The following is a 21,256-nucleotide window of genomic DNA, read 5'->3' as shown; positions in this document are numbered from 1 at the left end:
CAGGGGATCTCCGGCCGGCGGGACTGCGGATCAACCCGACCGGCCCACCGCGCGGACGGCCTGCGTCGGTGACGGGCCGGGCTTGGGTGTCATCATCCCCCTTGACACAGCGTCAAAATGACAATACGATCTGATTCACTATGACAGCACCAGCGTATCGTGAGCGTGACCTGACGCCGGCACTCCTCGCTGCGCTGCGCGCCATGCCCGTGGTGGTGGTCACGGGCATGCGCCAGGTGGGCAAGAGCACGCTGCTGCGGCGCCAGCCGCAATTGGCCGGCCGCCGGTACGTGTCCCTCGACGACTTCGCCCAGCTCGAGGCCGCCCGGCGCGCCCCCGAGGCCTTCCTGGCGGGTACCGGCCCGGTCACCGTCGACGAGGTGCAGAAGTGCCCCGAGCTCCTGCCCGTGATCAAGCGGATGGTGGACGAGGACCGGACCCCGGGGCGGTTCCTTCTCTCCGGTTCGGCCAACTTCGCACTTCTCCGGGACATCACGGAGAGCCTGGCAGGGAGAGCCGTCTACCTGACGCTTTCCCCCTTCACCCGGAGGGAGATCTCGGGTAGGGTGGAAGCCGAACCGTATCTCCGCCGGTTCTTCCGGACGCTGGAGCTGCCACGGGAAGAAGCCGAGGTGGCGCCCGTGACGGCCTCGGACGTCTTCCGGGGGGGAATGCCTCCCGTTTGCCTCGACCCCGGAACCGACCCGGCTCTGTGGTTCCGGGGATACGAGCAGACGTACCTCGAACGAGACGTTCGCCAGCTCACCCAGGTGGCAGACCTCATCACCTTCCGCCAGTTCGTCCAGCTCGCTGCCCTGCGGACCGGACAGATCCTGAACGTCAGCGAACTCGCCCGTGACGCCCGTATCGCTCCGACGACGGCGGGGCGCTACCTCGGCGTCCTGGAGGCGTCGTTCGTCGTCCGTCGCCTCCCACCGTACCTGAAGAACCGGGCGAGCCGGCTCATCAAGTCTTCCAAGATCTACATCACCGATTCCGGCCTGGCCTGCCACCTGGCCGGCATCGGCACGGCCGGGGCGCTGGAGCGGGACCCCCTGTGGGGGGCGCTGTTCGAAACCCACGCCGCGGCGGAGATCACCGCCATCCTGGAGTCGCGGTGGCCGGAGGCCCGCCTCTCGTTCTGGCACGTGCAGGGTCGGCACGAGGTCGACTTCATCGTGGAGGCGGGCCGGGAGGTCATGGCCATCGAACTGAAGGCCGCCACCCGCTGGACGGAACGAGATCTGTCCGGCCTGCGGGCCTTCCTGCATGCGACCCCGAACTGCCGTGCGGCCGTCCTGGCGCATAACGGAACCGCCGCGGTGAAACTCGGCGACCGGCTCTGGGCGCTGCCCCTCGGCCTCCTACTGTCCTGAAGGACCAGGCGGCCCTCCCCGCGCACCCGCTCCACACCGCCGGGAGCAACGGGCCTTCGGGCAGCCCGTGGCGGCGAGTCCCGGGGGCGGCGGAGCGTCGCTGTCCGGCTGCCGGGCGTTTCCGGCAGGGGTTTGTCCCGGACCGGCACCAGCGTGCGGCCCTCTGCCACCGCCGGCCGCACGTCCCAGTCCACCTTCTTGCCGGCTACGAAGGTGTCCAGGTCCTGCCGGGTCCGCCGGCGCCTCCAGGGCCACGAGCTTCGCCTATGCCGCCCGGGCGCGGGCGTTGTGGCGGTGATACCCGTCCGCCTCGAAGCGTCGCCGGGTTGGTGCTCCTTGACCGGACGCCCACGCGTATTGACTAGACATATTCACTAGGGGATACTGATCCGGGGAGGGATGCCCATGCAACTCAACATCTACGTGCCAAAAGGCAAGGAGCCGCTCCTGGAGCGACTTGACCGGATCAGCGAGCTCACCGGGCGTTCCAAGAACGACCTCGTACTCGAGGCGCTGGAACGCTACCTGATCCCGCCACGGCCCGTTCTGGGGAAGTTCCGGCTCGGGAACAGGGACCTGGGGACCCGGAGGGAGTGGTACCAGGATTGGAACCGGGGCTGATCCTGGTGGATACGAATGTCCTTGTCTACGCCCTGAACGAGGACGTCCCTCAGCACAGAGTGAGCCGAGCCCTGCTCGAGGCCGCGCTGGATCGCCGCGTGCCTCTGGCCGTGGTACCGCAGGTGTTGCTGGAGACGTACGCGGTGTTGACGGATCGCAGACGCGTGCACCACCCCCTGGACCCCGAGACGGCGTGGGCCCAGGTGGACATCTACCGCTCCCACTTGACGGTACTCCCCGTGACAACGGACGTCCTGGATTACCTGGAAACCCTTGTAAAGCAGCACAAGCCGGCGGCGCAAGCGATCTACGACTACTTCCTCGCGGCCCAGATGTACGCGCACGGCGTTCGCACCGTGTGCACCCATGATGTCAGCGCGTTCACCGGGCTCAGCGGACTCCGGGTCGAGACCCCGGAGTCGCTCGCGTCCCGACTGGGCCTGACGTGGACGTGACCCGTCCCGCACGGGCGCCGGCCACGTCGGCCCCGACCCCGGTGGGTCCCGCGGTACACGGCCGAGCAGGCGTGACCCGGTGCCGCGGCAACGCCCGTGGCCAGCCGGGAATGGGGCGGCCTCGAGCCCGTCGCCCTTGCGCCGGATGAGTTCCGGCGTGCGTACCGCAAGCACGATCCCCGGGTGCGGGAGGCCGTCGGCGCAGGCGTCGTGACCTGGCCACCGGACGATCCGGGCACCCTGGCCGCCATCCTCCACGGCGACGGACACGACGCGGACGCACGGGACAGGGGGGCGTCGTGCCGCCGATCACAGACCGCCCGACGCGGACTGGGACGGCGCGGCCGCCGCGCCGGACTCGGCGTCAGTTCTCTCTCCACTTCAGGCGGACCATGGCCGCGTGGTCCTCCATCCATGTCCTCACCACACGGACGAAGCGCCTGTCGAGTCTGCCAGGGCACTCATGAACCTCTGCCGGGAACACGGGGGTGGAAGCTGCCAGGACCTCCAGGCGCCTCTCGAGCTGATCGACACGTTCTTCGAGCCGGGCCAGTCGCTGTTCCGCCTCCTTCCCCCACTGTTCGAACTCGTACAGCCGCCGTGCCAGCCACTCCAACCGTTCCCTGGGCGCAGCGACAGGGTCAGCGGGCTGGTCTGCCTGCGCGCCGGGCTCACCCGGCCGCTCCGCGGCGGGACCCGTGCGACCCTCCCTGCCCGTGGTGCCGGTGCCGTGGTCGTCGGCCTGTGCGAGAGCCTGGCCGAGCCGGATGAGGATCGACCTCAGAAGCTTCACGGTCTCTTCCACGAGCCGCCCCCCTGCGGTTCTTTTCCTTGTCACGACCAAGTCTCTCACCGTACCGGTACACTCCAATCGTTACCAGAGAAGGCAGCCGTGTGTCAAGGGGTCCTGGGGGCCGGCCCTGGTGAGGTTAGCCGGCTTCCCTGCATCTTCTGTCTCAGCAGCCGCCAGGCGCTGTTCAGGCGGCCGCCGGCATGCGACAATCACTGCCCGGGGCGCACCAGCGGCCGTAGCCGGTTCATCGTTGGGGCGGGGGCGCAGGAACACGGGCGTCACCGGCAGCGCCAGGCACTGGGCAGCACCGCGGGCACGTGGCACAGCGAGGATCACCCCGAATGGCCGGACGCTGTGGAAGGCACCGCCGCGGCCATTCGGGAGGCACGCCAGCGGGCCGAGCCCCACATGCCATGCGGCCCGCCCCCGCGCACCCGCTCCACACCGCGGCGAGCACCGGGCTTTCGGGCACCCCGTGGCGGGGAGTCCCGCGGGCGGCGCAGCGCCGCTGTCCGGCTGCCGGGCGTTTCCGGCAGGGGTCTGTCCCGCCCGTGCCGAACGCCTTCGGGGTGCCGTCCGGGACCGGGCGACTCCCCAGTCCCGGCGTGCCACGTTCTACCCGAGCCCGGGAGGCGAAACGCATGCTCACCCGAGTCCGTTCGGTCGGCATCTACGTCTCCGACCAGCAGCGGGCGCTGGAATTCTATACTCAGGTCCTCGGCTGCGAGCTCGTGACCGACATGCCGATGGGCCCCGGCCCGGACGCCCCGCGCTGGATCGAGGTCCGGCTACCCGGGGACACGACCAAGCTCGTCCTTGTCACCCCGCGGGGGCAGGAGAACCGGATCGGCACCTTCTCCAACGTGATCTTCTTCAGCGACGACATGGAGCGCACGTACGCCGAGCTGACCGGCCGGGGCGTGGAATTCCCCACCCCGCCCCAGCGGGCGCCGTGGGGGAAGTGGTGGGCCACCTTTCGGGACCCCGACGGCAACGAGTACGGCCTGGCGCTGGCGAGCGAGGCGTGAGGCCGCGGCCCTGCCCGGCAGCCGGCCGGGCCATCCCCAGCGGGCATCTGCGTCCTGAACGGCGGAAGGCGGTTCTGGCTGGCTGAAGCAGGGAGGGAGGGGGAGGGCCCGACGATCCTGTCGTCGCAGCCGCCGTGGGGTGCCGTGGGGTAAAATGGGGTTTGAGGGGCCATTCACGCCGGGTAGCTTCGAAAGAGGTGAATAAGCCATGGCGCGGGAGTTTTATGTTGTGGTCGAGCGGGATGAAGACGGTTTTTATGTAGGGGAGGTTCCCCAGCTACGGGGTTGTTACGCTCAGGGTCGAACCCTGGACGAGCTGATGTCGAACATCCGTGAGGTTATCGAGCTGTGCCTGGAGGATGAACCGGAGACGGCGGCCGTCCTACCCGAGTTTGTCGGTGTGCAAAAGGTTGTTATTCCATGACCAGACTTCCTCCTGTGACGGCCTCGGACCTGATTCGCGTGCTGTTGCAACTCGGTTTCCAGAGGGTACGTCAGCGAGGAAGTCATTCTCGCTTCCGGCATCCAGATGGTCGCGCAGTAACGGTTCCGGTTCACCCAGGCCAGGAAATCGGTAAAGGGCTGCTCTTGAAGATTCTCCGAGACGTAGAAATCAGGAATCGCTCCCCAGCAGGAGCCGGGCCTCCTCAGGGCGGACCTCGGGCGGGAGGTCCAGCTTCACTTCCGCCATGCTCCGCGTCTCCCCCATTCCCCATGTCCTGGGTTCAAGATAACACACGCAGAGCCGAACGTGCGACCTGTATGACAAAGGCCGCTGGGACCACGTCTCGGGGCGGCTGGCCGCCCGTGATTTCGGACACCTGGCACTTCCATCGGATCGACGGTGGCGCCCGCTCGCACCTGGGTCGTTGCGACACCCAAGCTCCTCCTCGTCACCCCGCAGGGGCAGGAGAACCGGATCGGCACCTTCTCCAACGTGATCTTCCTGCGCGACGACATGGAGCGCACGTACGCCGAGCTGACCGCCCGGGGTGTGGAATTCCCCACCCCGCCCCAGCGGGCGCCGTGGGGGAAGTGGTGGGCCACCTTCCGGGACCCCGACGGCAACGAGTACGGCCTGGCGCTGGCGAGCGAGGCGTGGGGCCGCGGCCCTGCCCGGCAGCCGGCCGGGCCATCCCCAGCGAGCATCTGCGTCCTGAACGGCGGAAGGCGGTTCTGGCTGGCTGAAGCCGGGAGGGAGGAGGAGGGCCCGGCGATCCTGTCGTCGCAGCCGCCGTGGGGTGCCGTGGGGTTGAGCACCGCCTCTTCTCTGCTTGCACCGTCGGCGGTGATCGGGTACTATATATACGAGGTGTATATATAGGGGGCGGCCGGCATGTCCAGGACTCGCATGGTTCCCTTGCGCTTCCCGGAGGACCTTATCAAGTCGATCGACGAATTGGTGGGCACCGGCGGGCGCACCCGGTTCATCGTCGAGGCGGCGGCGCAGGAACTCGCGCGGCGCCGGCAGCGCCGGGCGTTGGAGAGCACGGCGGGCACGTGGCGCAGTGAGGATCACCCCGAATTGCCGGATACTCTGGAAGGCACCGCCGCGGCCATTCGTGAGGCACGCCGGCGGGCAGAGCGCCAAACGCCATGAGGCCCGCACCCGCGTACCTGCTGGACACGGACGTGATCATCTGGCATCTGCGTGGGCGGCCGCAGACCACGGCCCTTCTCCAGACACTGCTGTCGGACGGGCCGCTGGGCTGCTCGGCCTTGAGCCTTGCCGAGGTACTGGCCGGGGCTCGGCAACACGAACTCGCCCGTACAGAGGCGCTTCTCGATAGCCTGATCGCGCTGCCAGTGGGTGCGCAGGAGGCGAAGGTGGCGGCCACGCTGCGGCGCGGGCGGGGCCCTGGGTTCATCGACTGCCTGATTGCTGCCACGGCGATCACCCACAAGATCCCGCTGGTCACGTACAACCGTCGGGACTTTGAGCGCACCGGTGCCCGCCTTTTCGACACGTCCGGGTGGTGATCGAGGACGGCAGCCGGGGGCGCCATCCCCAGCGGTGCGTGGGGCCTGGCAAGACGAAGACCCGGCGCCTGCCCCTGCCGGCAGGTCGCCGGGTCTTCGCGTCCACCGCTCTCGCCCATGCCTCCACGGGCCGTAGCCGCCGGCACCCACGCCGGGCGCGAACCTACTCCAGAGGCTCCTCCGTCACGACGATGGTCCGGGTCGCCTCCAGCCACGTCACGTGCAGGCCGAACTGCTCGCTCACGAACCGCAGCGGCACCACCAGCCGCCCGCCGGGGGCGATGCGGGCCGGCACCTCCAGCGGCACCTCGCGCCCGTTCACCCGAGCGACCCGGCTGCCGACCCGCAGCTGCACGCGCACCGCCCCGCGCACCAGGGTCGCCTCCCCGGTGGCCGGGTCCCAGCCGACGTCGCCGCCGAGCGCCTCCACCAGCTTGCGGACCGGCACCAGCGTGCGGCCCTCTTCCACCGCCGGCCGCACGTCCCAGTCGACCTTCTTGCCGGCCACGAAGGTGTCCAGGTCCTGCCGCGTCCCCGCCGCGGCCTCCAGGGCCACGAGCTTCTCATGCGCCGCCCGGGTGCGGGCGTTGCGCGTGAGCCGGGTCCGCAGCGTCTCCATCGCCTCCGCGCGCTTGCCGAGGCGGGCCTGCACCTCGGCCAGGATATCCAGCTCCGCCGGGGTCAGCCCGTCCCCGCCGGCCTGCAGGGCTTCCTCCACCTGCGCGAGCGCCTCCGCCTCGGAGGCCGCGTCGCCGGCGGCCACCGCCTCCGCCGTGAGCCGCTGGATCACCCGCTCCAGGTTCGCCTGCGCGTTCTCGTTGCGGACGATCCCCTCTTCCACCATCGCCCGGAGCCGGTTCGCCACCCGGGCGTGCACCTCGGCCCGGACCCGCTGGCCCGGGGCCACCTCCTGTCCGGCGCTCTGCCCCGTCTCCGCCGCCGGCGCCCCGGTGGCGGGCGCCGTGTCCGCCGGTGGCTGCTCCTTCGCAGCGCCGGCGAGCGGCACGGCCACGAGGAGCCCGGCGACCAGCCCGGCCGTGACGAGTCGGTACAGCCGCATCGCGTGCTCCCTCCTCTGGACCGAACCATGTTTCCCTTCGTGCTGCGGACCTCCGCGACGGTCCCCACTACACCATACGAACTGTCGCCCCGGTTTCCGGGGGTGTCCCGCCACCTGCAGCGGGCCGGCGCCCGGCTTCCCGCCCGGAGCAGCCGGCGGCCCAGTTCCAGTCGAAGTAGCGGGACCACAGGGCGACTCGCGCGAGGGGGGTCGTCGTTGTGATATGCGAATGCATGTGCACTACAATGTAGGAGCAAAGGAGGGAGCGCGGGTGCGGACGACCATCGACCTGCCAAACGACAAGCGGGCCCGCCTGGCGGCTCTGGCCGCCCGCCGCGGGCTCCGGGGCTTCTCCCAGCTGATCAACGAGGCCCTTGACCGGTACCTCGAGGACGAAGAGCGGCGTCAGACCATGGTGCAGGAAATCCTCGCGCTTCGCGGCGTCCTGTCGGCCGAAGAGGCGGGTGAGGCCGAGCGACGCATCCGTGAGGCCTGGTCACGATGGCGGTGATCGTCGCAGATACCTCCATTGTCATCGGCTTCCTCCGGGGTCACGATCCGGAGGCGCAGGCGTTCGCCAACCTTCTCACGGAAAGACGGGTGTGCCTCACGGCGGTCACCGTGTTCGAACTGGCCATCGGGGTGGGCGGTTTCGAGCAACTCTCGGGGCGCTTGGGCTCGCTGGCCGGGGCCCTGGAGGTGCTCCCTCTCGACGCCGAGGCAGCGCTTCGCGCCGGGGAGCTGGAGCGGCAACTCCGGCGGAAAGGGGTACCGATCGGGCTGGCGGACGTTTTGATCGCGGGGATCTGCCTCCGGCACGCCCGGCCCCTCCTGACGTTGAACACCCAGCACTTCAGCCGGGTCGACGGCCTGCGCGTGCTTGCTCCTGGAGCGCTCTAGCACCAGGCCGGAGCGGGCAGAGCGCCGAACGCGATGAGGCCCGCACCCGCGTACCTGCTGAACAGGGACGTGATCCTCTGGCATCTGCGCGGCCGGCCGCAGACCACGGCCCTTCTCCAGACCTTGCTGTCGGACGGGCCGCTGGGCTGCTCGGTCTTGAGCCTTGCGGAGGTACTGGCCGGGGCTCGTGAGCACGAACTCACCCGCACGGCGGCGCTCCTGGACACGCTGATCGCGCTGCCAGTGGGTGCGCAGGAGGCCAAGGTGGCGGCCACGCTGCGACGCGGGCGCGGTCCTGGGTTCATCGACTGCCTGATCGCCGCCACGGCCATCACCCACAAGGTCCCGCTGGTCACGTACAACCGCCGGGACTTTGAGCGCACCGGCGCCCGCCTTTTCGACACGTCCGGGTGGTGATAAAGGGGTCCTGACCCCAGCCCGGCATCCATCGCCGCGCGGGCGGAACCTTCCACCGCCCCGGCGATGTCCCCCGGCTCCGAGCAGGGCCAGGACCCCGGCGAGATCCGAAGCGGGCGAAAGCGAGCCGGCACGGACCGGCGTGCGGCGCGGCACCCTCACCGTGCCGGTGCGATCCCCGTCCCCGGTGGCGGGCTCCCCGGCGTGGCCGCCGCCTCCTGAAGTTCGCCGAGCAGCGCCAGCAGCTCCTCGGAGAGCGTCCGTACCTCATCGAACAGCCGGCGGGCCTCCGCCTTCCGGCCGGCGTTCCATGCGGTGATGAGCGCCCGTGGCACTTCGTGGATCCGCACGTGCACCACCCGGAGCCGCGCAAACGCGTCCCGGCTCCGGAACGCCGGGCCGCAGGTCTCCAGCCACCGGCCCAGGCGGCATGCCCCGGGGTCCAGGATCTGCTCGGGCCTCAGGCGGTCGCGCCCGGCCAGGAGATTGTGCAGCCGGTGGGTCCACAGGAGGTGGTCGGCCTTGGCGAGTTCGAGGACGTCGTCGTCCGTCAGGGTCAGCGACATGCGCGTGAGGAGCTTCCGGGCGCCGGCCATCTGCCGCTGAAGCACCGCCACCGCGCCGGCGACGGTTCCCGCCAGCCCCTCGATCCGCGCCGTGGAGGCCGACACCCCCTGGAGCGCAACCGCCATGTCGTCCACGGCGCGGGCCTGCTCGCCCGTGACCCGCGCCACGCGGCCCAGCTCGTCCGCCGCCTTCTCGGTGATCGCGGCGATCTGCCGGAGCGCCTCCTCGGCCTCGTCGGCGCGGGTGGCCTCCTCGGCGGCGCGCCGGGCGACCCCGGCGGCCACGGCCACCAGTTCCCCGGTTCCCTGCCGGATGCGCTCCACCGTGCCGCTGGCCTGGCGGAGGGCCCGGCGGGCGCTCTCCGAGAGCCGGCGCACCTCGGCGGCCACCACGGCGAAGCCCCGCCCCGCCTCGCCGGCCCGCGCCGCCTCGATGGTCGCGTTGAAGGCGAGGAGGTGCGTCTGATCGGCCACCCGGCGGATCACGTCGAGCACGCACTCCACCTGCCCCACCTCGGCCTCCAGGGCCCGGACCCGCTCCTGCACCTCCGCGAACGTGTCCGACAGCTCGCGCAGGGCGCGCAGTGCGCCCTGCACCCTGTCCCGCCCGATCGCCACCTGCCGGAGGGAGTCGCGGGCACCGGCCGACGCGGCGTCGACCGCCCGGGCGACCTCGGCAAAGGACGCCGTCAGCCCTTCGGCGGCCCCGGAGAGCCGGGCGATGTCCTCCGCCTGGCGGCGGGTCTCCTGCGCCAGGTCCTCGCTGGCCAGCAGCTGGGTTGCCCCGGTCAGCACGGTGCCGGAGACGGCGCGCGCCGCGACGACGAAGCGCTCGTTGAGCGCCCGCGCCAGGGCGCGCACGGCCTCCGCCTCGTGCGGAGGGAGACGGGCGGCGCCTTCCACCGCCCCGGCGATGTCCCCGGCTCCAAGCAGGGCCAGGACCCCGGCGAGGTCGGACGGCGGCGCGGCGGCACGCCCGGAGAGCGGGACCGGTTCAGCCATCGCGGTGATCTCCTTCCCGGCTGTCGGCGGCTGACCGTCTACTCTGGGAGTGGCTTACGACACCGGTTCCGGCGTTTCCTTCCCATGGCAGGGCCCGACCCCGCGGCGGGGCGTTCGGTCCGGCGACGGTCTCGGGCCGCCGTCCCGGCGCACGACGCCCGCTCGGGCCGCGTGCCGCAGGCCGCCGCCCCCGGGCTAGTCCCGGCCCTCGCTTCCGAGTTCGAGCGGGCGACCCGGGTGCCGCAGGCGATCGGCGAGGGCCGTCCGCGCCGGCAAATCGAGGTGCCCCATGCCCATTCGCGCCCGCAGCTGCCTGACCGCGACCTCCGCCTGCCCGGCGTCCCGCAGCCGCACGGCCTCCCGGTGCTCCCCCTCCAGCGCCGGGTCGTCGGACGCGACCTCGGATCTTTACCGGCCGACCGTCCCCCGGCGACCCTGGCCGATCCGCCGGACCGGTTGGTCCGGCCGGACAGACCCCGGTCCAACCACGCACGTCGCGGCCATCCTGGGAGGGAAGGGGAGCCGGCTCGCCCGGAGCCGCCGGCGGCGCGGGTCCAGGCCCCCGTCGCCGCCCCGCCGCCGTCCGGCAAGGGGTTCGCCGGGGTGCCGGAGAACGCTCTCCTGTCCCGGCCGGCGTTCCCCCGGGCCCGCCCCATGGCGGCGCGAGGCCGGCCCGCCGGGCCACGAAATCGTGGAGGTGATGTGCGTGCTCACGAGGGTTCGGTCGGTCGGCATCTACATCTCCGACCAGCAGCGGGCGCTTGAGTTTTACACCAGACGCTCGGCTGCGACCTGATCACCGACGTGCCGATGGGTCCCGGACCCGACGCCCCGCGCTGGATCGAGGTCCGGCTGCCAGGGGACACCACGAAGCTCCTCCTGTTCACCCCGCAGGGGCACGAGGACCGGATCGGCACCTTCGCCAACGTGGTTTTCCTCTGCGATGACATGCAGCGCACGTACGAGGAACTGCGCGCCTGGGGTGTCGAGTTCCCCACCCCACCCCAGCAGGCTCCGTGGGGGAAGTGGTGGGCTAGCTTCCGGGACCCCGACGGAAACGAGTTCGGGTTCGGGCTGGCGAGCGAGGCGTGAGGCTCCCCCGCGGTTGGCGGTCCCCCGGGTCCCGGCGTTCCGCCTGCCCGACCGGTGACGCCTCCGCAGGGCCGGCCGGCGCCGTGACGTGGCCGGCTCCTTGCCCGGCCCTCCAGCCCCCGGGCGGCCCCGCCCGCGGCAAGCCCGACCCCGGGCGGCCTCAGCCCACGGCGGCTCCAGGGCGCCCGCGGCGCGGCCCTCGGCGGCCCGTGGGGCTGTCCACACGGCGACCCGGTGGCTGCCCCCTCCGGCAGGTCGCCGGGTCTTCGCGGTGCATCGCGTCCTCTCCCGCGCCTCCGCAGGCGCCCGCCGCCGGCCTCCGCGCCGGGCAGGGCCGTACTCCAGCGGGCCCTCCGTCACGACGATGGTCCGGGTCGCCTCCAGCCACGTGACCTCCAGGCCGAACTGCTCGCTCACGAACCGCAGCGGCACCACCCTCTACCCGCCCGGGGCGATGCGGGCCGACACCTCCAGCGGCACCCGCGCCCGTTCACCTGGGCCAGCCGGCTGCCGACCCGCAGCTGCACGCGCACCGGCCCCCGCACCACCGTCGCCTCCCCGGTGGCCGGGTCCCAGCCAACGTTGCCGCCGAGCGCCTCCACCAGCTTGCGCACCGGCACCCGCGTGCGGCCCTCTTCAACCGCGGGGCGCACGTTCGACGGCCTGCGCGTGCTTGTGCCCGGATCGGTGTTACACTGGGCGGGTTCCGCCGGCGGCAACGAGTGGGCCCGGGGATTCGGGCACCACGGCTGTACGCCCACCTGCCAGCCGGCTGCCTCCGCTGTCGGGCGAGGAGGCGCTGGCGCAAGGGAGGGACGCCGCGGAATGCGCCAGGGCCGCAGGTCAGCGGAGGGCGGCGGGGGACGTCGGCGCCCCCCGGCCATGGTTGATGAGGCGGCGGCAGAGGGTGAGAATTTCCAAGGCAGGCAGGGCCTACCCGTTTCCTCGTACATGGCGGCCCGCGCGCTCCAGGGAGCCCCGGCTCCGGCGCACGCCCGCCCGGCTGCCACGCCACCGTCACTTAGGGAGCCGGTCGAGACCACGAGGTAACGGTCCTGTCGACTCAGTATGGCGGGGTCCCGCTCTGGCGTAAGGCACGAGGTGTGCATGCCGGTTCACAGGGATGTGGCCGGTTGGCACCGTTGTGGTGGGTGACCTCGGTCGGCCACGGCCTGCCAGTGGGCCTTGATCGTGTCCTTCCGCACCGTCACCCCGACCTGCTAAATCTTTCAAGCTTAGAAGGTTTCGTCGCAGGGATCGAGGCTTTCGCGTCCAATTATGTTGGAGGCCAACCAGTGGCGGCGAACTTGGTTCCTTCCGTCCGGAGACCGGCAGGGGGGAGAGGCGGCAAGGGTGAACGGTAGATCGATAACCAGGCGGGTCTTGCTCGCCCTGGTGGACGCGGCGTTGGTCAACGTGTCCGTGGTCCTGGCCCTTTTGATCCGCTTCGACGGACGCCTCCCGGACCGGTACGTTTACGCGTACTTCCCACTGGTGGCGGTTGCGCGGACGGTTTTGGCGGTGGCCGGTTTCTATGCCCTCGGCCTTTACCACAGCCTCTGGCGTTATGCAAGCGTGCGCGAGTTTCTCGGTGTTGCCCGGGCGGTAAGCCTGAACGCGCTGCCGTTTGCCCTCATGGTGTTCACCCGCGTGGTTCCGGGCTTTCCCCGGAGCGTCGTCATTCTGAGTTGGGTCTTCGACGTCGCGCTCGTGGCCGGTGTCCGATTACTCGCCCGGCTCTGGCGTGAGACCCACGCGGCCAGGCAAACGGCTGTCACGGCGGACACAGGACGCCGGGTCCTCATCGTTGGGGCTGGCGAAGCCGGGACGATGGTCGCGCGCGAGTTGGTACGGCACGAGGAGCTGCGGTACGTTCCCGTTGGCTTCGTCGACGACGATCCCCACAAGCAGGGCATGCGCGTTGCCGGCTTGCCCGTGCTTGGAACGCGGGGAGTTCTCACGGATTTGATTGAACGGCACCGAATCGACGATATCATCATCGCGATGCCGTCCGCCCCGGCGAGCGTGATCCGGGATATTCATGAGCGATGCTCGGGCAAGGTCCGGTTGCGCACCCTGCCTGGTGTCTACGAACTCATCGACGGCCGGGTCACCATCCAGCAGATCCGTGACATCCAGCTCGAGGACCTCCTGGGCAGGCGGGAAATCCGGCTGGACCTGGACCAAATCGCCTCCTACTTAAGTGGCGAGCGGGTACTCGTCACGGGAGCCGGCGGATCAATAGGTTCGGAGTTATGCCGCCAGGTGGCTCGTTTCCAACCCACCGAACTCTTACTCCTCGGGAACGAAGAGAATTCGATTTTCGAGATCCAGACCGAGTTGAGTTTCCAGTACCCAGATCTCCAGGTCACGCCCATCATCGCAAACATCCGTGACGGGTCCAGGATGAATCAGATCTACGCCACATACCGTCCGACCGTGGTGTTCCATGCTGCTGCGCACAAGCACGTGCCACTCATGGAGGCGCATCCCGCCGAAGCAGTCAAGAACAACGTCACTGGCACCCGAATCTGTGCCGAACTGGCTGAGCAATATGGTGTCAAGCGGTTTGTCCTGATCTCAACCGACAAGGCCGTAAACCCCACGAGCGTGATGGGCGCGACCAAGCGCGTCGCGGAGATGATCATCCAGCAGCTGAACGGCCGAGGTACCCGGTTCATGGCTGTGCGGTTTGGTAATGTTTTGGGGAGCCGGGGAAGTGTTGTCCCGCTGTTTCGCGAGCAGATCGCCCGCGGCGGCCCAGTGACGGTGACGCACCCAGACGTCCAGCGCTACTTCATGACGATTCCAGAGGCGGTCTCACTGGTTATTCAGGCGGGTGCTATGGGCCTGGGTGGGGAAGTTTTCGTATTGGACATGGGTGAGCCAGTTAAGATCGCCGACCTCGCCAGGAACCTCATCCGCCTCTCCGGGCGGGAACCGGACAGGGACATCCCCATCGTCTTCATCGGCCTGCGACCAGGAGAGAAGCTCTTCGAGGAACTTCTCACATCCGAGGAAGGAACAACGGCAACCCAGCATACACGCATCTATGTCGCGCGTGAGGCGGTCACAGCGATACACGGTGACTTCAGGAAGAAGCTTTGTGCACTGGAAGCTGCGGCAGAGACAGGGGACGAGGAACAGATCCTCCGATGGCTGCGCGAATTGATTCCAACGTATCGACCGGCGCGTTCAAACGTCACGCAGGCACCTGCGAGCGCAATGGTCTGATGGCGGATGACACCCCTGTACGCCAAGAGCACCCGCTTGGATAGGAGCCAACAAGGCGTCCAGTTGGTGTTCTTGCGAAAGGTTGGATGGAGGTTGCTGGGAGTCGGCTAGGACGCGTCTAGCATGCACGGATGTGCTCGTAAAGGGGGTACAATCGCTATTTGGTTACGCGAACAGGCTGCCGACGACCCTGCGTATCTCTGGGATCTCGTGCATTCGGTGCAACGCTTCGTCCACGAGCGGTGTGGGTGGGACAAGGTAGGCCAGCGTATACTCGGTGACATTATGACCCTGCGCTTAATAGCGGTCCTGGCGGCGTCGTTTGGATACCTCTGCAGGGAATCGGATCACTGTTGCTGACATCCGGAGGTCGCATGCGTGGCACCTTTGATACTGCAAAACGTAAAGCGCTGCAGTCTATTCACCCGCTTCCAACCATCTGTTCTAAGAGTGGCATTCCCCACGAAGCCATGCCATGCATGCGTTGGCAAGCGAGGACTTACGCACATGTATGAGTGAGGCTGGCTCGAAAGAGGCCTCTAGGTATTCATGGAAGACTGTGGTCGTGGTGACCATTCAGGTGTACATCGATGCGCTGCACTGCCAACGGTAAAGCAGTCGGTGTAGACTGATCCGTGTTTGGAGTACGGCGAAGATTCATCGAGTGTCTGGGAGTGATTGGTTTGAATTCACGGCAAAACTTGAAGGTTACCCGGGTTGCAGATGCTATCAGGACGCGTCAGGCAACGATTGGCGTGATCGGTTTGGGGTATGTAGGATTGCCGTTAGCAGTGGAATACGCGCGTGGAGGCTACCAAGTTCTAGGCATCGACGTCGACGTAGATAAGGTTAGTGCCATAAAGACTGGAAAAAGCTACATTCAGGACGTGCCAAGCGAACTAGTTAGCTCACTTGTTCAACAAGGTTTGCTCCGAGCCATGGACGATTTTGCTACGGTCGGTGAAATGGATGTTGTGTTTATCTGTGTTCCTACTCCTTGCACTCGATCAAAACAACCAGACACCGCCTACATCTCTCAGGCAGCTCATGAACTGAGCTCGCGGTTACGCTCAGGACAACTGGTTGTTCTAAGAAGCACTAGCTACCCAGGCACTACCAGGGAAATTGTGAGACCAGCCCTCGAAGCGAGTGGACTCCGGGTCGGCGAAGATGTGTTTTTGGCGTTTGCTCCAGAACGTGTAGATCCTGGTCGAAAGTCCCCTTCTTTCAGGGAAGTTCCAGTCCTTGTAGGTGCCGATGATTCGGAAAGCCGAGAGTTAGCTGCACTAGCTTTGTCCGCAGTAACAGACCAGGTCGTTCCGGTGTCATCAACGACCGTAGCAGAGATGGCGAAACTACTGGAGAACGTATTTCGGAATGTCAATATTGCGTTGGTCAACCAGTTAGCATTATTGTGTGATCGCATGGGAATCGATGTTTGGGAGGTCATCCGTGCTGCCGCTACCAAACCATACGGCTTCATGCCGTTTTCCCCTGGGATGGTAGGAGGCCACTGTATTCCGGTCGACCCTTACTACTTGGCGTGGAAAGCCAAGGAATATGATTTTCATATGGATTTCATCGAAATTGCAGCTAGGATCAATGAGGATATGCCGTACTATATCGCAGAGAGAGTTCTCCTACTTTTGAATGGCCGGTTTCAAGGCCGTGTTCCCAGGATACTGGTCCTGGGGGTAACGTTTAAGCGTGATGTAGCTGATCTTCGATACTCACCAGCGACAAAACTCATCGAACTTCTCCTCCAGCGTGGCGTATGGGTCGAGTACCATGATCCGTTCGTCGATACGCTTGTTGTGGGAACACAGAGGCTCACCAGTACTCCGCTCTCCGTCGAATCGGTGCGATCTGCAGACTGTATTATCATCGCAACAGACCACACCCACGTCGACTACCAGCTAGTTCTAGACAACGGTACCTTGGTGTTCGACGTGCGGAATGCAACACATGGGATGGCAGGCCGTGCGGAAGTAATCCGTCTAGGGGATGGACGTTCCTGGCGAGCCATTTCCAATGTGACTGGCGCGTAGTCTGTTGAGGATCTGTCATGAGTCCGCCAGTGGATTATGGTGTTCTGTAAGGCCGTATGTTCCGTTATAGATAGCTGTGTGTCTCTGCGGCGCAGGAGGTTCACCGTGATGCTTCCGTTTGTCAGTGTAATCATTCCATGCCGCAATGAGGGCAGCTTTATAGGTAATTGTCTTGAATCTATACTCGCTAACGACTACCCTAAGGACCGCCTTGAGGTGCTGGTAGTTGACGGTATGAGTTCTGATGACACGAGGACCATTGTGTCTCGCTATACCGGGACGTCACCGAAGGTTGTTTTGCTTGACAATCCGAGAAAGGTTACTCCTGCGGCGCTGAACATCGGGATCGCGGCTGCTCAGGGGGACTTGATCCTTCGCATGGACGCGCACGCCATCTACGACAAGAGCTATATTTCACGTTGCGTGGAGGCGTCTCAACATTATGCGGCGGATAATGTGGGGGGGATTGTCATCAGCCGTCCTCGCAAGTCAACCAAAATGGGAGAGGCCATTTCGGCGACCTTCAATCACCCGTTTGGGGCCGGTAACGCCCGCTATAGAACCGGTATGTCCGAACCTGTGTGGGTCGACACGGTATTCGGAGGTTGTTACCGCCGGGAAGTGTTCCAGAGGGTAGGCGTATTCAATGAAGCACTGGTCAGAAACCAAGACTATGAGTTCAATATGCGATTAAAGAAGGTCGGCGGTCGAACTTTGGCTGTGCCTGACGCTATTGCGTACTACTATATCCGATCTGACTTGTGGTCATTCATGAGACAGAACTGGCTGAATGGCGTTTGGGTGGTTCTGTCGCTCACTTATTCCAACGTCTTCCCGATCTCTTGGCGTCACGTTGTACCTTTGGGACTTGTGGGTAGTCTCGTCAGCACGTTGGCTATAGGTGTATTTGGTGGAGTTTGGTGGCCACTTCTGGCTGTTACGAGCGCGTATTTGGCTGCAACCATCCTAGTTTCCGCGCAACTTGCTTGGTCTTCGGGAGATCCGTGGAAGCTAGTCCTCATGCCTGTGGCCTTTGCAGCTCTACACCTTCCTTATGGTTTCGGAAGCCTATGGGGCGTTGCGAAGTCCACTTGGTGTGTTGCGGCCAGAAAAGCGAAGAGTCCAGAGATTAATGTTCATGGAAATAGATGATTTCTATGTTTGCGCAACCGTCGGGGACACAAGATCACACTTTTCCAGATGGACCCAGAGATTTTCCTATAAAATCCCTGTTTTGGTACTGACTAGTAGACGGATTTCCAGCTAAAGAGCCCTGAGACGTGCAGAATCAAGTCGGCGGTTGGCGGTTTACGTTGTGTCCCGAAATCTGTTGCGCTTAGTATGGCGTAGCGGGAGGACCGTGGGGTGACGGGTTCCCTGGCGCTGAGCTTCGGAATGGTAATCGTTGTTGCTGCGGGATTAACCTGGGTCTCGATGGGGCTGGCTCGACGATTCAATATAGTGGATATGCCCGGCGAGATTAAGATACATTTGAGCCCGACCCCACGATTCGGTGGGATCGGTATCATCGGCGGCACGCTTTTTGGTGTCACAGTGCTTGGACTCACAGGTTCGACTCTTAGCCCGCAGGTGTGGGTTGTAATTGTCGGAGGGGTGCTCGCTGCCGGTGTGGGAGTCTTGGATGACCTGTGGAGCCTCAAGCCGTTAATTAAGCTTGAGGGCCAGTTAATCCCTGCCGTGTTGCTTGCTGCCTTTGTTATTCGCCAGCAAGGACCCATCTACGATTGGGCAGTCGTTCCCTTGACGGTTCTTGCACTCGGAGTATCCGGATTCGCTGCTTTCGTGACTAACGCGTTCAACCTTCTCGATGGGATGGACGGGTTAGCAGGCGGCGTAGGTGTGTTGTGTGCGGTATGCCTAGGGATTATGGCCCTCAGGATCGGGGATCTACCTATGGCGAAACTCTTGTTTGTCGTGGCTGCGTCGACCACCGGATTCCTTCCCCTGAACCTGCCTCGGGCCCGGACCTTCATGGGTGACACGGGTAGCCTCTTTTTGGGCTACGTGCTTGGTGCGAGTGGAGTGGCCGTTGCCGTAGTGGCAACACCTTCCATATCTAGGGCGGTTGCTCTAATTCTGATCCTTGTCGTGCCGCTGAGTGACGGATTCGCCGCCGTCTGGCGACGGCTTCGACGTGGGCAAAGCGTGATGGCTGGTGACCGAGATCACCTCTACGATCGGCTACTGGCTCGACTTGGTGCCAATACGTGGGTGGTCCTCCTGGTGATGTGGGGGCTTACTGCGACGTCCGGTGTATTGGGCCTGAGTGTGATGACCACGGAGGGCCTTGTGTCCGTTTCGACTGCGAGTGTGGCGACTATAGGCCTGGCGTTGCTGATGCGGCGTGTCGGAACCCTCTAACGTTTTGTTTCGGGCAGGAAGAGCGGAGGTCTTGGATGATGAAGCTACCCATGTCGGTCCCGGATATCGACTCGACGGATGAGGAAGCGGTGTTGCAGGTACTTCGGTCTGGCAGGTTGGCACTTGGACCGCGGTCAGTGGAATTCGAAAGAGCCATCGCTCAGTACGTAGGTGTGAGGGAAGCTATTGTCGTCAGTTCGGGAACGGCGGCGCTTCACCTCCTAATCCGAGCACTTGGCATCGGCCCAGGTGACGAGGTCGTGGTTCCCTCGTTTACGTTCGCGGCGACCGCCAACGTTGTGATGTATGAAGGAGCTGTTCCCGTTTTCGCAGACATCGAGCCGGAAACCTACTGCGTTGATACAGACGACATCAAAGCTAAGCTCTCTGAGCGGACAAAGGCGATCCTCGTGGTGGACGTATTCGGCCATCCGGCAGACTGGGATTCGTTGGAACGTATTGCAGAGCACTACGGGCTGCCGATCCTTGACGATGCGTGTGAGGCTTTGGGTGCCGAGTATAAGGGACGAAAGATAGGATCCTACGGAAGGGCCGCGGCATTCGCCTTTTACCCTAATAAGCAAATTACGACCGGAGAAGGGGGGGTCATCGTTACCAACGACGCTGCCCTTGCCGCGGTGTGTCGAAGCCTGCGTAATCAGGGACGCAGCGAGATGGGGCCGTGGCTCGAGCACGAGCGGCTTGGCTTCAATTACCGGATGGATGAGATGAGCGCGGCCCTGGGCCTGTCTCAGTTGCGGCGCATCGAGCAGTTCCTCGCCAAGCGCGATCGAGTTGCGCACTGGTACACCGAGCGGCTGAAGAATGTGCCCGGCGTACGAGCACCAGTAGTGAAGCCCCACGTGCGGATGAGCTGGTTCGTGTACGTGGTGACGCTCGAGGAGGGGCTCGACCGAGAACCCGTGATGAGGGTCATGGAAGAGCAGGGGATCCCTACCCGCGCGTATTTTTCGCCGGTGCACCTGCAGCCGTACATGCGCGAGCGCTTCGGCTATCGCGGCGGTGAGCTGCCGGTGACCGAGTCAGCAGCCCGGCGCACCATCGCCCTGCCTTTTCACAACAACCTCACCCTAGAAGAGGTGGAAATGGTCGTCGACGGCCTTCGGCGGGCCGTTGAACGGGTGGGGTCCACGAGGTCAGGCGCGAGCAAGGGCTCTTGTATTCGATGAGCAATGTTGGAAACGTGGTACGGAAGCGCCGGCCAAGCCCCCTCCCTGCGAATTGTGCATAGTACCGTTCTGGTGGGCGTTTTGACACGATGCGGAGGGCAACGGGTCATCGGCGTGTTGTGACGATTGACCACCACACCCTGTCTCCGGTATCCCGCCTAAACCGCTTTCAGGGGGGCCGCTCTTGGTTGCGAATGACTCGCCGCCCGTAGACATCCCGGTTAACCGTTCAGCTTCGATAATGGTGCTTGCAGAAGGGAATGTCTATGATCCGGATTTTTGGTCTGGAAGTCCCCATAGTTTGGTACGCGCTTTCGAGTTACAGGGGGCAAGCGTAGCGGCACTGGATACTCGGCTCCCTGCACTCATCAGACGAGCCGCCTCCGCTGTGTTGCTCAACTGGCCGCTGGCTCTACGGCGCCAGATACTCGCCTCTCGTATAGAGTTTTCACAGAACTGGTATTCACCTTTTCCCGTTACGTTCGGGATAGTGTTGTGCACTCGTATCAGGTGAATCCGGAGAGAGTGATTGAGATTGGTGCTGGGTGGAATATACCGGTACCAGAAACTGCAGATGGGGAGAATGACCTATCGCGCTACGCTTCCAAGAGAGTCTGTTTTGTCGGCCGGGACTTTGTGCGAAAGGGTGGACCCCTTGTAGTCGCAGCTATTCGGCAGGTGCGAAAGGTCGATCCTTCGGTCTCGCTTGTAATCGCAGGGTCTAATTTGAGAATTAAGGAAGATGGAATCACATGTCTTGGTCGAGTCGACCGGACTACGGTACGTAACCTCTTTCTGCAGAGCGCGTTATACGTGCAGCCTAGCGAATTTGAGGCTTTTGGCATCGCGTTCCTTGAAGCTCAAGTAACCGGGCTGCCCGTAGTAGGTTACGATATGTTTGCCATGCGCGAGATAATTGTAGATGGATATAACGGTTTCTTATTGCAGGAGCGACGCCCGGAGGTTCTCGCGGAGTTGCTTGTATCCCTTCTATCCAATCCGACACTTTTACGGGACATGGGGCAGCGAGGGCAACAACTAGTGCGTGAGCGTTACGGATGGGATAAAGTCGCGAGGAAGATGCTGGCTCACATCACCGGGCACTGAGGGTA

At 65.2% G+C, this 21,256-nt stretch carries 22 protein-coding genes and 2 pseudogenes; 19 read left to right on the top strand and 5 right to left on the bottom strand.

Features of this window, described 5'->3' with window-relative positions; all coding sequences use genetic code 11:
- The first annotated feature begins 140 nt into the window (after positions 1 to 140).
- The 3 genes from caldi_RS07200 (at position 141) to caldi_RS07190 (ending at position 2,452) form a co-directional block, all read left to right on the top strand.
- Positions 141 to 1,376 (top strand): ATP-binding protein, encoded by a 1,236-nt coding sequence (locus caldi_RS07200; protein ID WP_264844421.1) that lies wholly within the window; start codon positions 141 to 143, stop codon positions 1,374 to 1,376.
- Positions 1,377 to 1,781: 405 nt separating this feature from the next.
- On the top strand, positions 1,782 to 1,997 hold the full coding sequence (locus caldi_RS07195) for a ribbon-helix-helix domain-containing protein (protein WP_264844420.1): 216 nt from the start codon (positions 1,782 to 1,784) through the stop codon (positions 1,995 to 1,997).
- Positions 1,982 to 2,452, top strand: a complete 471-nt coding sequence (locus caldi_RS07190; protein WP_264844419.1) for a type II toxin-antitoxin system VapC family toxin — start codon at positions 1,982 to 1,984, stop codon at positions 2,450 to 2,452. The genes caldi_RS07195 and caldi_RS07190 overlap by 16 nt, the downstream gene beginning before the upstream one ends.
- A gap of 364 nt (positions 2,453 to 2,816) precedes the next feature.
- Here caldi_RS07190 and caldi_RS07185 read toward each other — a convergent pair whose 3' ends face one another.
- Positions 2,817 to 3,257: a hypothetical protein gene (locus tag caldi_RS07185; protein WP_264844418.1), complete on the bottom strand. Its 441-nt coding sequence runs from the start codon at positions 3,255 to 3,257 to the stop codon at positions 2,817 to 2,819.
- Positions 3,258 to 3,886: 629 nt separating this feature from the next.
- Between caldi_RS07185 and caldi_RS07180 the strand changes: the two genes are divergently transcribed.
- The 6 genes and pseudogenes from caldi_RS07180 to caldi_RS07155 all read left to right on the top strand — a co-directional run bounded on the left by caldi_RS07180 (position 3,887) and on the right by caldi_RS07155 (position 6,253).
- Positions 3,887 to 4,273 carry a VOC family protein gene (locus tag caldi_RS07180; RefSeq protein WP_264844417.1) on the top strand — a complete coding sequence of 129 codons (387 nt, stop codon included), beginning with the start codon at positions 3,887 to 3,889 and terminating at the stop codon, positions 4,271 to 4,273.
- Positions 4,274 to 4,481: 208 nt separating this feature from the next.
- Entirely contained in the window at positions 4,482 to 4,697 is a 216-nt protein-coding gene (locus caldi_RS07175) for a type II toxin-antitoxin system HicB family antitoxin (RefSeq protein WP_264844416.1), read from the top strand.
- Positions 4,694 to 4,873 (top strand): annotated as a pseudogene (locus caldi_RS07170) (type II toxin-antitoxin system HicA family toxin); the annotation flags it as partial. The gene caldi_RS07175 and the pseudogene caldi_RS07170, both read left to right, overlap by 4 nt.
- A gap of 244 nt (positions 4,874 to 5,117) precedes the next feature.
- Positions 5,118 to 5,597, top strand: a complete 480-nt coding sequence (locus tag caldi_RS07165) for a VOC family protein (protein WP_264844415.1) — start codon at positions 5,118 to 5,120, stop codon at positions 5,595 to 5,597.
- 12 nt (positions 5,598 to 5,609) lie between these two features.
- Entirely contained in the window at positions 5,610 to 5,873 is a 264-nt protein-coding gene (locus caldi_RS07160; RefSeq protein WP_264844414.1) for a ribbon-helix-helix domain-containing protein, read from the top strand.
- A complete protein-coding gene (locus caldi_RS07155; RefSeq protein WP_264844413.1) occupies positions 5,870 to 6,253 on the top strand; it encodes a type II toxin-antitoxin system VapC family toxin in 384 nt (127 codons plus the stop codon). Before caldi_RS07160 ends, caldi_RS07155 begins: the two co-directional genes overlap by 4 nt.
- A 163-nt stretch (positions 6,254 to 6,416) precedes the next feature.
- Here the strand turns inward: caldi_RS07155 and caldi_RS07150 are convergent, their stop codons facing one another.
- Positions 6,417 to 7,313, bottom strand: a complete 897-nt coding sequence (locus caldi_RS07150; RefSeq protein ID WP_264844412.1) for a copper amine oxidase N-terminal domain-containing protein — start codon at positions 7,311 to 7,313, stop codon at positions 6,417 to 6,419.
- A 271-nt stretch (positions 7,314 to 7,584) separates the two neighbouring features.
- Here caldi_RS07150 and caldi_RS07145 point away from each other — a divergent pair, with 271 nt between their 5' ends.
- The 3 genes from caldi_RS07145 to caldi_RS07135 are packed head-to-tail and all read left to right on the top strand — an operon-like array spanning position 7,585 to position 8,630.
- Positions 7,585 to 7,824, top strand: coding sequence for a hypothetical protein (locus tag caldi_RS07145; protein WP_264844411.1), 240 nt, complete (start codon positions 7,585 to 7,587; stop codon positions 7,822 to 7,824).
- Positions 7,815 to 8,213 (top strand): type II toxin-antitoxin system VapC family toxin, encoded by a 399-nt coding sequence (locus tag caldi_RS07140; protein ID WP_264844410.1) that lies wholly within the window; start codon positions 7,815 to 7,817, stop codon positions 8,211 to 8,213. Before caldi_RS07145 ends, caldi_RS07140 begins: the two co-directional genes overlap by 10 nt.
- 33 nt (positions 8,214 to 8,246) lie before the next feature.
- Positions 8,247 to 8,630, top strand: coding sequence for a PIN domain-containing protein (locus tag caldi_RS07135; protein WP_264844409.1), 384 nt, complete (start codon positions 8,247 to 8,249; stop codon positions 8,628 to 8,630).
- Between the two features lie 158 nt (positions 8,631 to 8,788).
- Here caldi_RS07135 and caldi_RS07130 read toward each other — a convergent pair whose 3' ends face one another.
- Positions 8,789 to 10,198, bottom strand: coding sequence for a methyl-accepting chemotaxis protein (locus caldi_RS07130; protein ID WP_264844408.1), 1,410 nt, complete (start codon positions 10,196 to 10,198; stop codon positions 8,789 to 8,791).
- A 195-nt stretch (positions 10,199 to 10,393) separates the two neighbouring features.
- Positions 10,394 to 10,552 (bottom strand): hypothetical protein, encoded by a 159-nt coding sequence (locus caldi_RS07125; RefSeq protein ID WP_264844407.1) that lies wholly within the window; start codon positions 10,550 to 10,552, stop codon positions 10,394 to 10,396.
- Positions 10,553 to 10,981: 429 nt separating this feature from the next.
- Between caldi_RS07125 and caldi_RS07120 the strand changes: the two are divergent.
- Positions 10,982 to 11,290: pseudogene (locus caldi_RS07120) on the top strand (VOC family protein); the annotation flags it as partial.
- 413 nt (positions 11,291 to 11,703) lie between these two features.
- Here caldi_RS07120 and caldi_RS07115 read toward each other — a convergent pair.
- Positions 11,704 to 12,174: a stalk domain-containing protein gene (locus caldi_RS07115; RefSeq protein ID WP_264844406.1), complete on the bottom strand. Its 471-nt coding sequence runs from the start codon at positions 12,172 to 12,174 to the stop codon at positions 11,704 to 11,706.
- Positions 12,175 to 12,673: 499 nt separating this feature from the next.
- Between caldi_RS07115 and caldi_RS07110 the strand changes: the two genes are divergently transcribed.
- From caldi_RS07110 to caldi_RS17780, 6 genes are all read left to right on the top strand, one after another.
- The gene (locus caldi_RS07110) at positions 12,674 to 14,524 is read left to right on the top strand and encodes a nucleoside-diphosphate sugar epimerase/dehydratase (protein WP_264844405.1); all 1,851 of its coding nucleotides are present in this window, start codon (positions 12,674 to 12,676) and stop codon (positions 14,522 to 14,524) included.
- Positions 14,525 to 15,198: 674 nt separating this feature from the next.
- The gene (locus tag caldi_RS07105) at positions 15,199 to 16,572 is read left to right on the top strand and encodes a nucleotide sugar dehydrogenase (RefSeq protein WP_264844404.1); all 1,374 of its coding nucleotides are present in this window, start codon (positions 15,199 to 15,201) and stop codon (positions 16,570 to 16,572) included.
- A gap of 108 nt (positions 16,573 to 16,680) precedes the next feature.
- Positions 16,681 to 17,724 (top strand): glycosyltransferase family 2 protein, encoded by a 1,044-nt coding sequence (locus caldi_RS07100; protein WP_264844403.1) that lies wholly within the window; start codon positions 16,681 to 16,683, stop codon positions 17,722 to 17,724.
- 213 nt (positions 17,725 to 17,937) lie between these two features.
- Entirely contained in the window at positions 17,938 to 18,954 is a 1,017-nt protein-coding gene (locus tag caldi_RS07095; RefSeq protein ID WP_264844402.1) for a glycosyltransferase family 4 protein, read from the top strand.
- Between the two features lie 35 nt (positions 18,955 to 18,989).
- Entirely contained in the window at positions 18,990 to 20,144 is a 1,155-nt protein-coding gene (locus tag caldi_RS07090; RefSeq protein ID WP_264844401.1) for a DegT/DnrJ/EryC1/StrS family aminotransferase, read from the top strand.
- Positions 20,145 to 20,639: 495 nt separating this feature from the next.
- Positions 20,640 to 21,251 carry a glycosyltransferase family 4 protein gene (locus tag caldi_RS17780; RefSeq protein WP_406568109.1) on the top strand — a complete coding sequence of 204 codons (612 nt, stop codon included), beginning with the start codon at positions 20,640 to 20,642 and terminating at the stop codon, positions 21,249 to 21,251.
- Positions 21,252 to 21,256: the final 5 nt, after the last annotated feature.

It is taken from the genome of Caldinitratiruptor microaerophilus (assembly GCF_025999835.1).
GTDB classification, from domain to species: Bacteria; Bacillota; Sulfobacillia; order Symbiobacteriales; family ZC4RG38; genus Caldinitratiruptor; species Caldinitratiruptor microaerophilus.
This window is presented reverse-complemented; position numbering and strand designations above follow the sequence as displayed.

Coding starts and splice junctions, on each gene's coding strand:
- caldi_RS07200 (WP_264844421.1), top strand. CDS start 141: ATGACAGCACCAGCGTATCGTGAGCGTGACCTGACGCCGGCACTCCTC.
- caldi_RS07160 (WP_264844414.1), top strand. CDS start 5,610: ATGTCCAGGACTCGCATGGTTCCCTTGCGCTTCCCGGAGGACCTTATC.
- caldi_RS07135 (WP_264844409.1), top strand. CDS start 8,247: ATGAGGCCCGCACCCGCGTACCTGCTGAACAGGGACGTGATCCTCTGG.
- caldi_RS07130 (WP_264844408.1), bottom strand. CDS start 10,198: ATGGCTGAACCGGTCCCGCTCTCCGGGCGTGCCGCCGCGCCGCCGTCC.
- caldi_RS07100 (WP_264844403.1), top strand. CDS start 16,681: ATGCTTCCGTTTGTCAGTGTAATCATTCCATGCCGCAATGAGGGCAGC.
- caldi_RS07090 (WP_264844401.1), top strand. CDS start 18,990: ATGATGAAGCTACCCATGTCGGTCCCGGATATCGACTCGACGGATGAG.
- caldi_RS07150 (WP_264844412.1), bottom strand. CDS start 7,313: ATGCGGCTGTACCGACTCGTCACGGCCGGGCTGGTCGCCGGGCTCCTC.
- caldi_RS07175 (WP_264844416.1), top strand. CDS start 4,482: ATGGCGCGGGAGTTTTATGTTGTGGTCGAGCGGGATGAAGACGGTTTT.
- caldi_RS07180 (WP_264844417.1), top strand. CDS start 3,887: ATGCTCACCCGAGTCCGTTCGGTCGGCATCTACGTCTCCGACCAGCAG.
- caldi_RS07115 (WP_264844406.1), bottom strand. CDS start 12,174: ATGGCCGGGGGGCGCCGACGTCCCCCGCCGCCCTCCGCTGACCTGCGG.
- caldi_RS07155 (WP_264844413.1), top strand. CDS start 5,870: ATGAGGCCCGCACCCGCGTACCTGCTGGACACGGACGTGATCATCTGG.
- caldi_RS07195 (WP_264844420.1), top strand. CDS start 1,782: ATGCAACTCAACATCTACGTGCCAAAAGGCAAGGAGCCGCTCCTGGAG.
- caldi_RS07140 (WP_264844410.1), top strand. CDS start 7,815: ATGGCGGTGATCGTCGCAGATACCTCCATTGTCATCGGCTTCCTCCGG.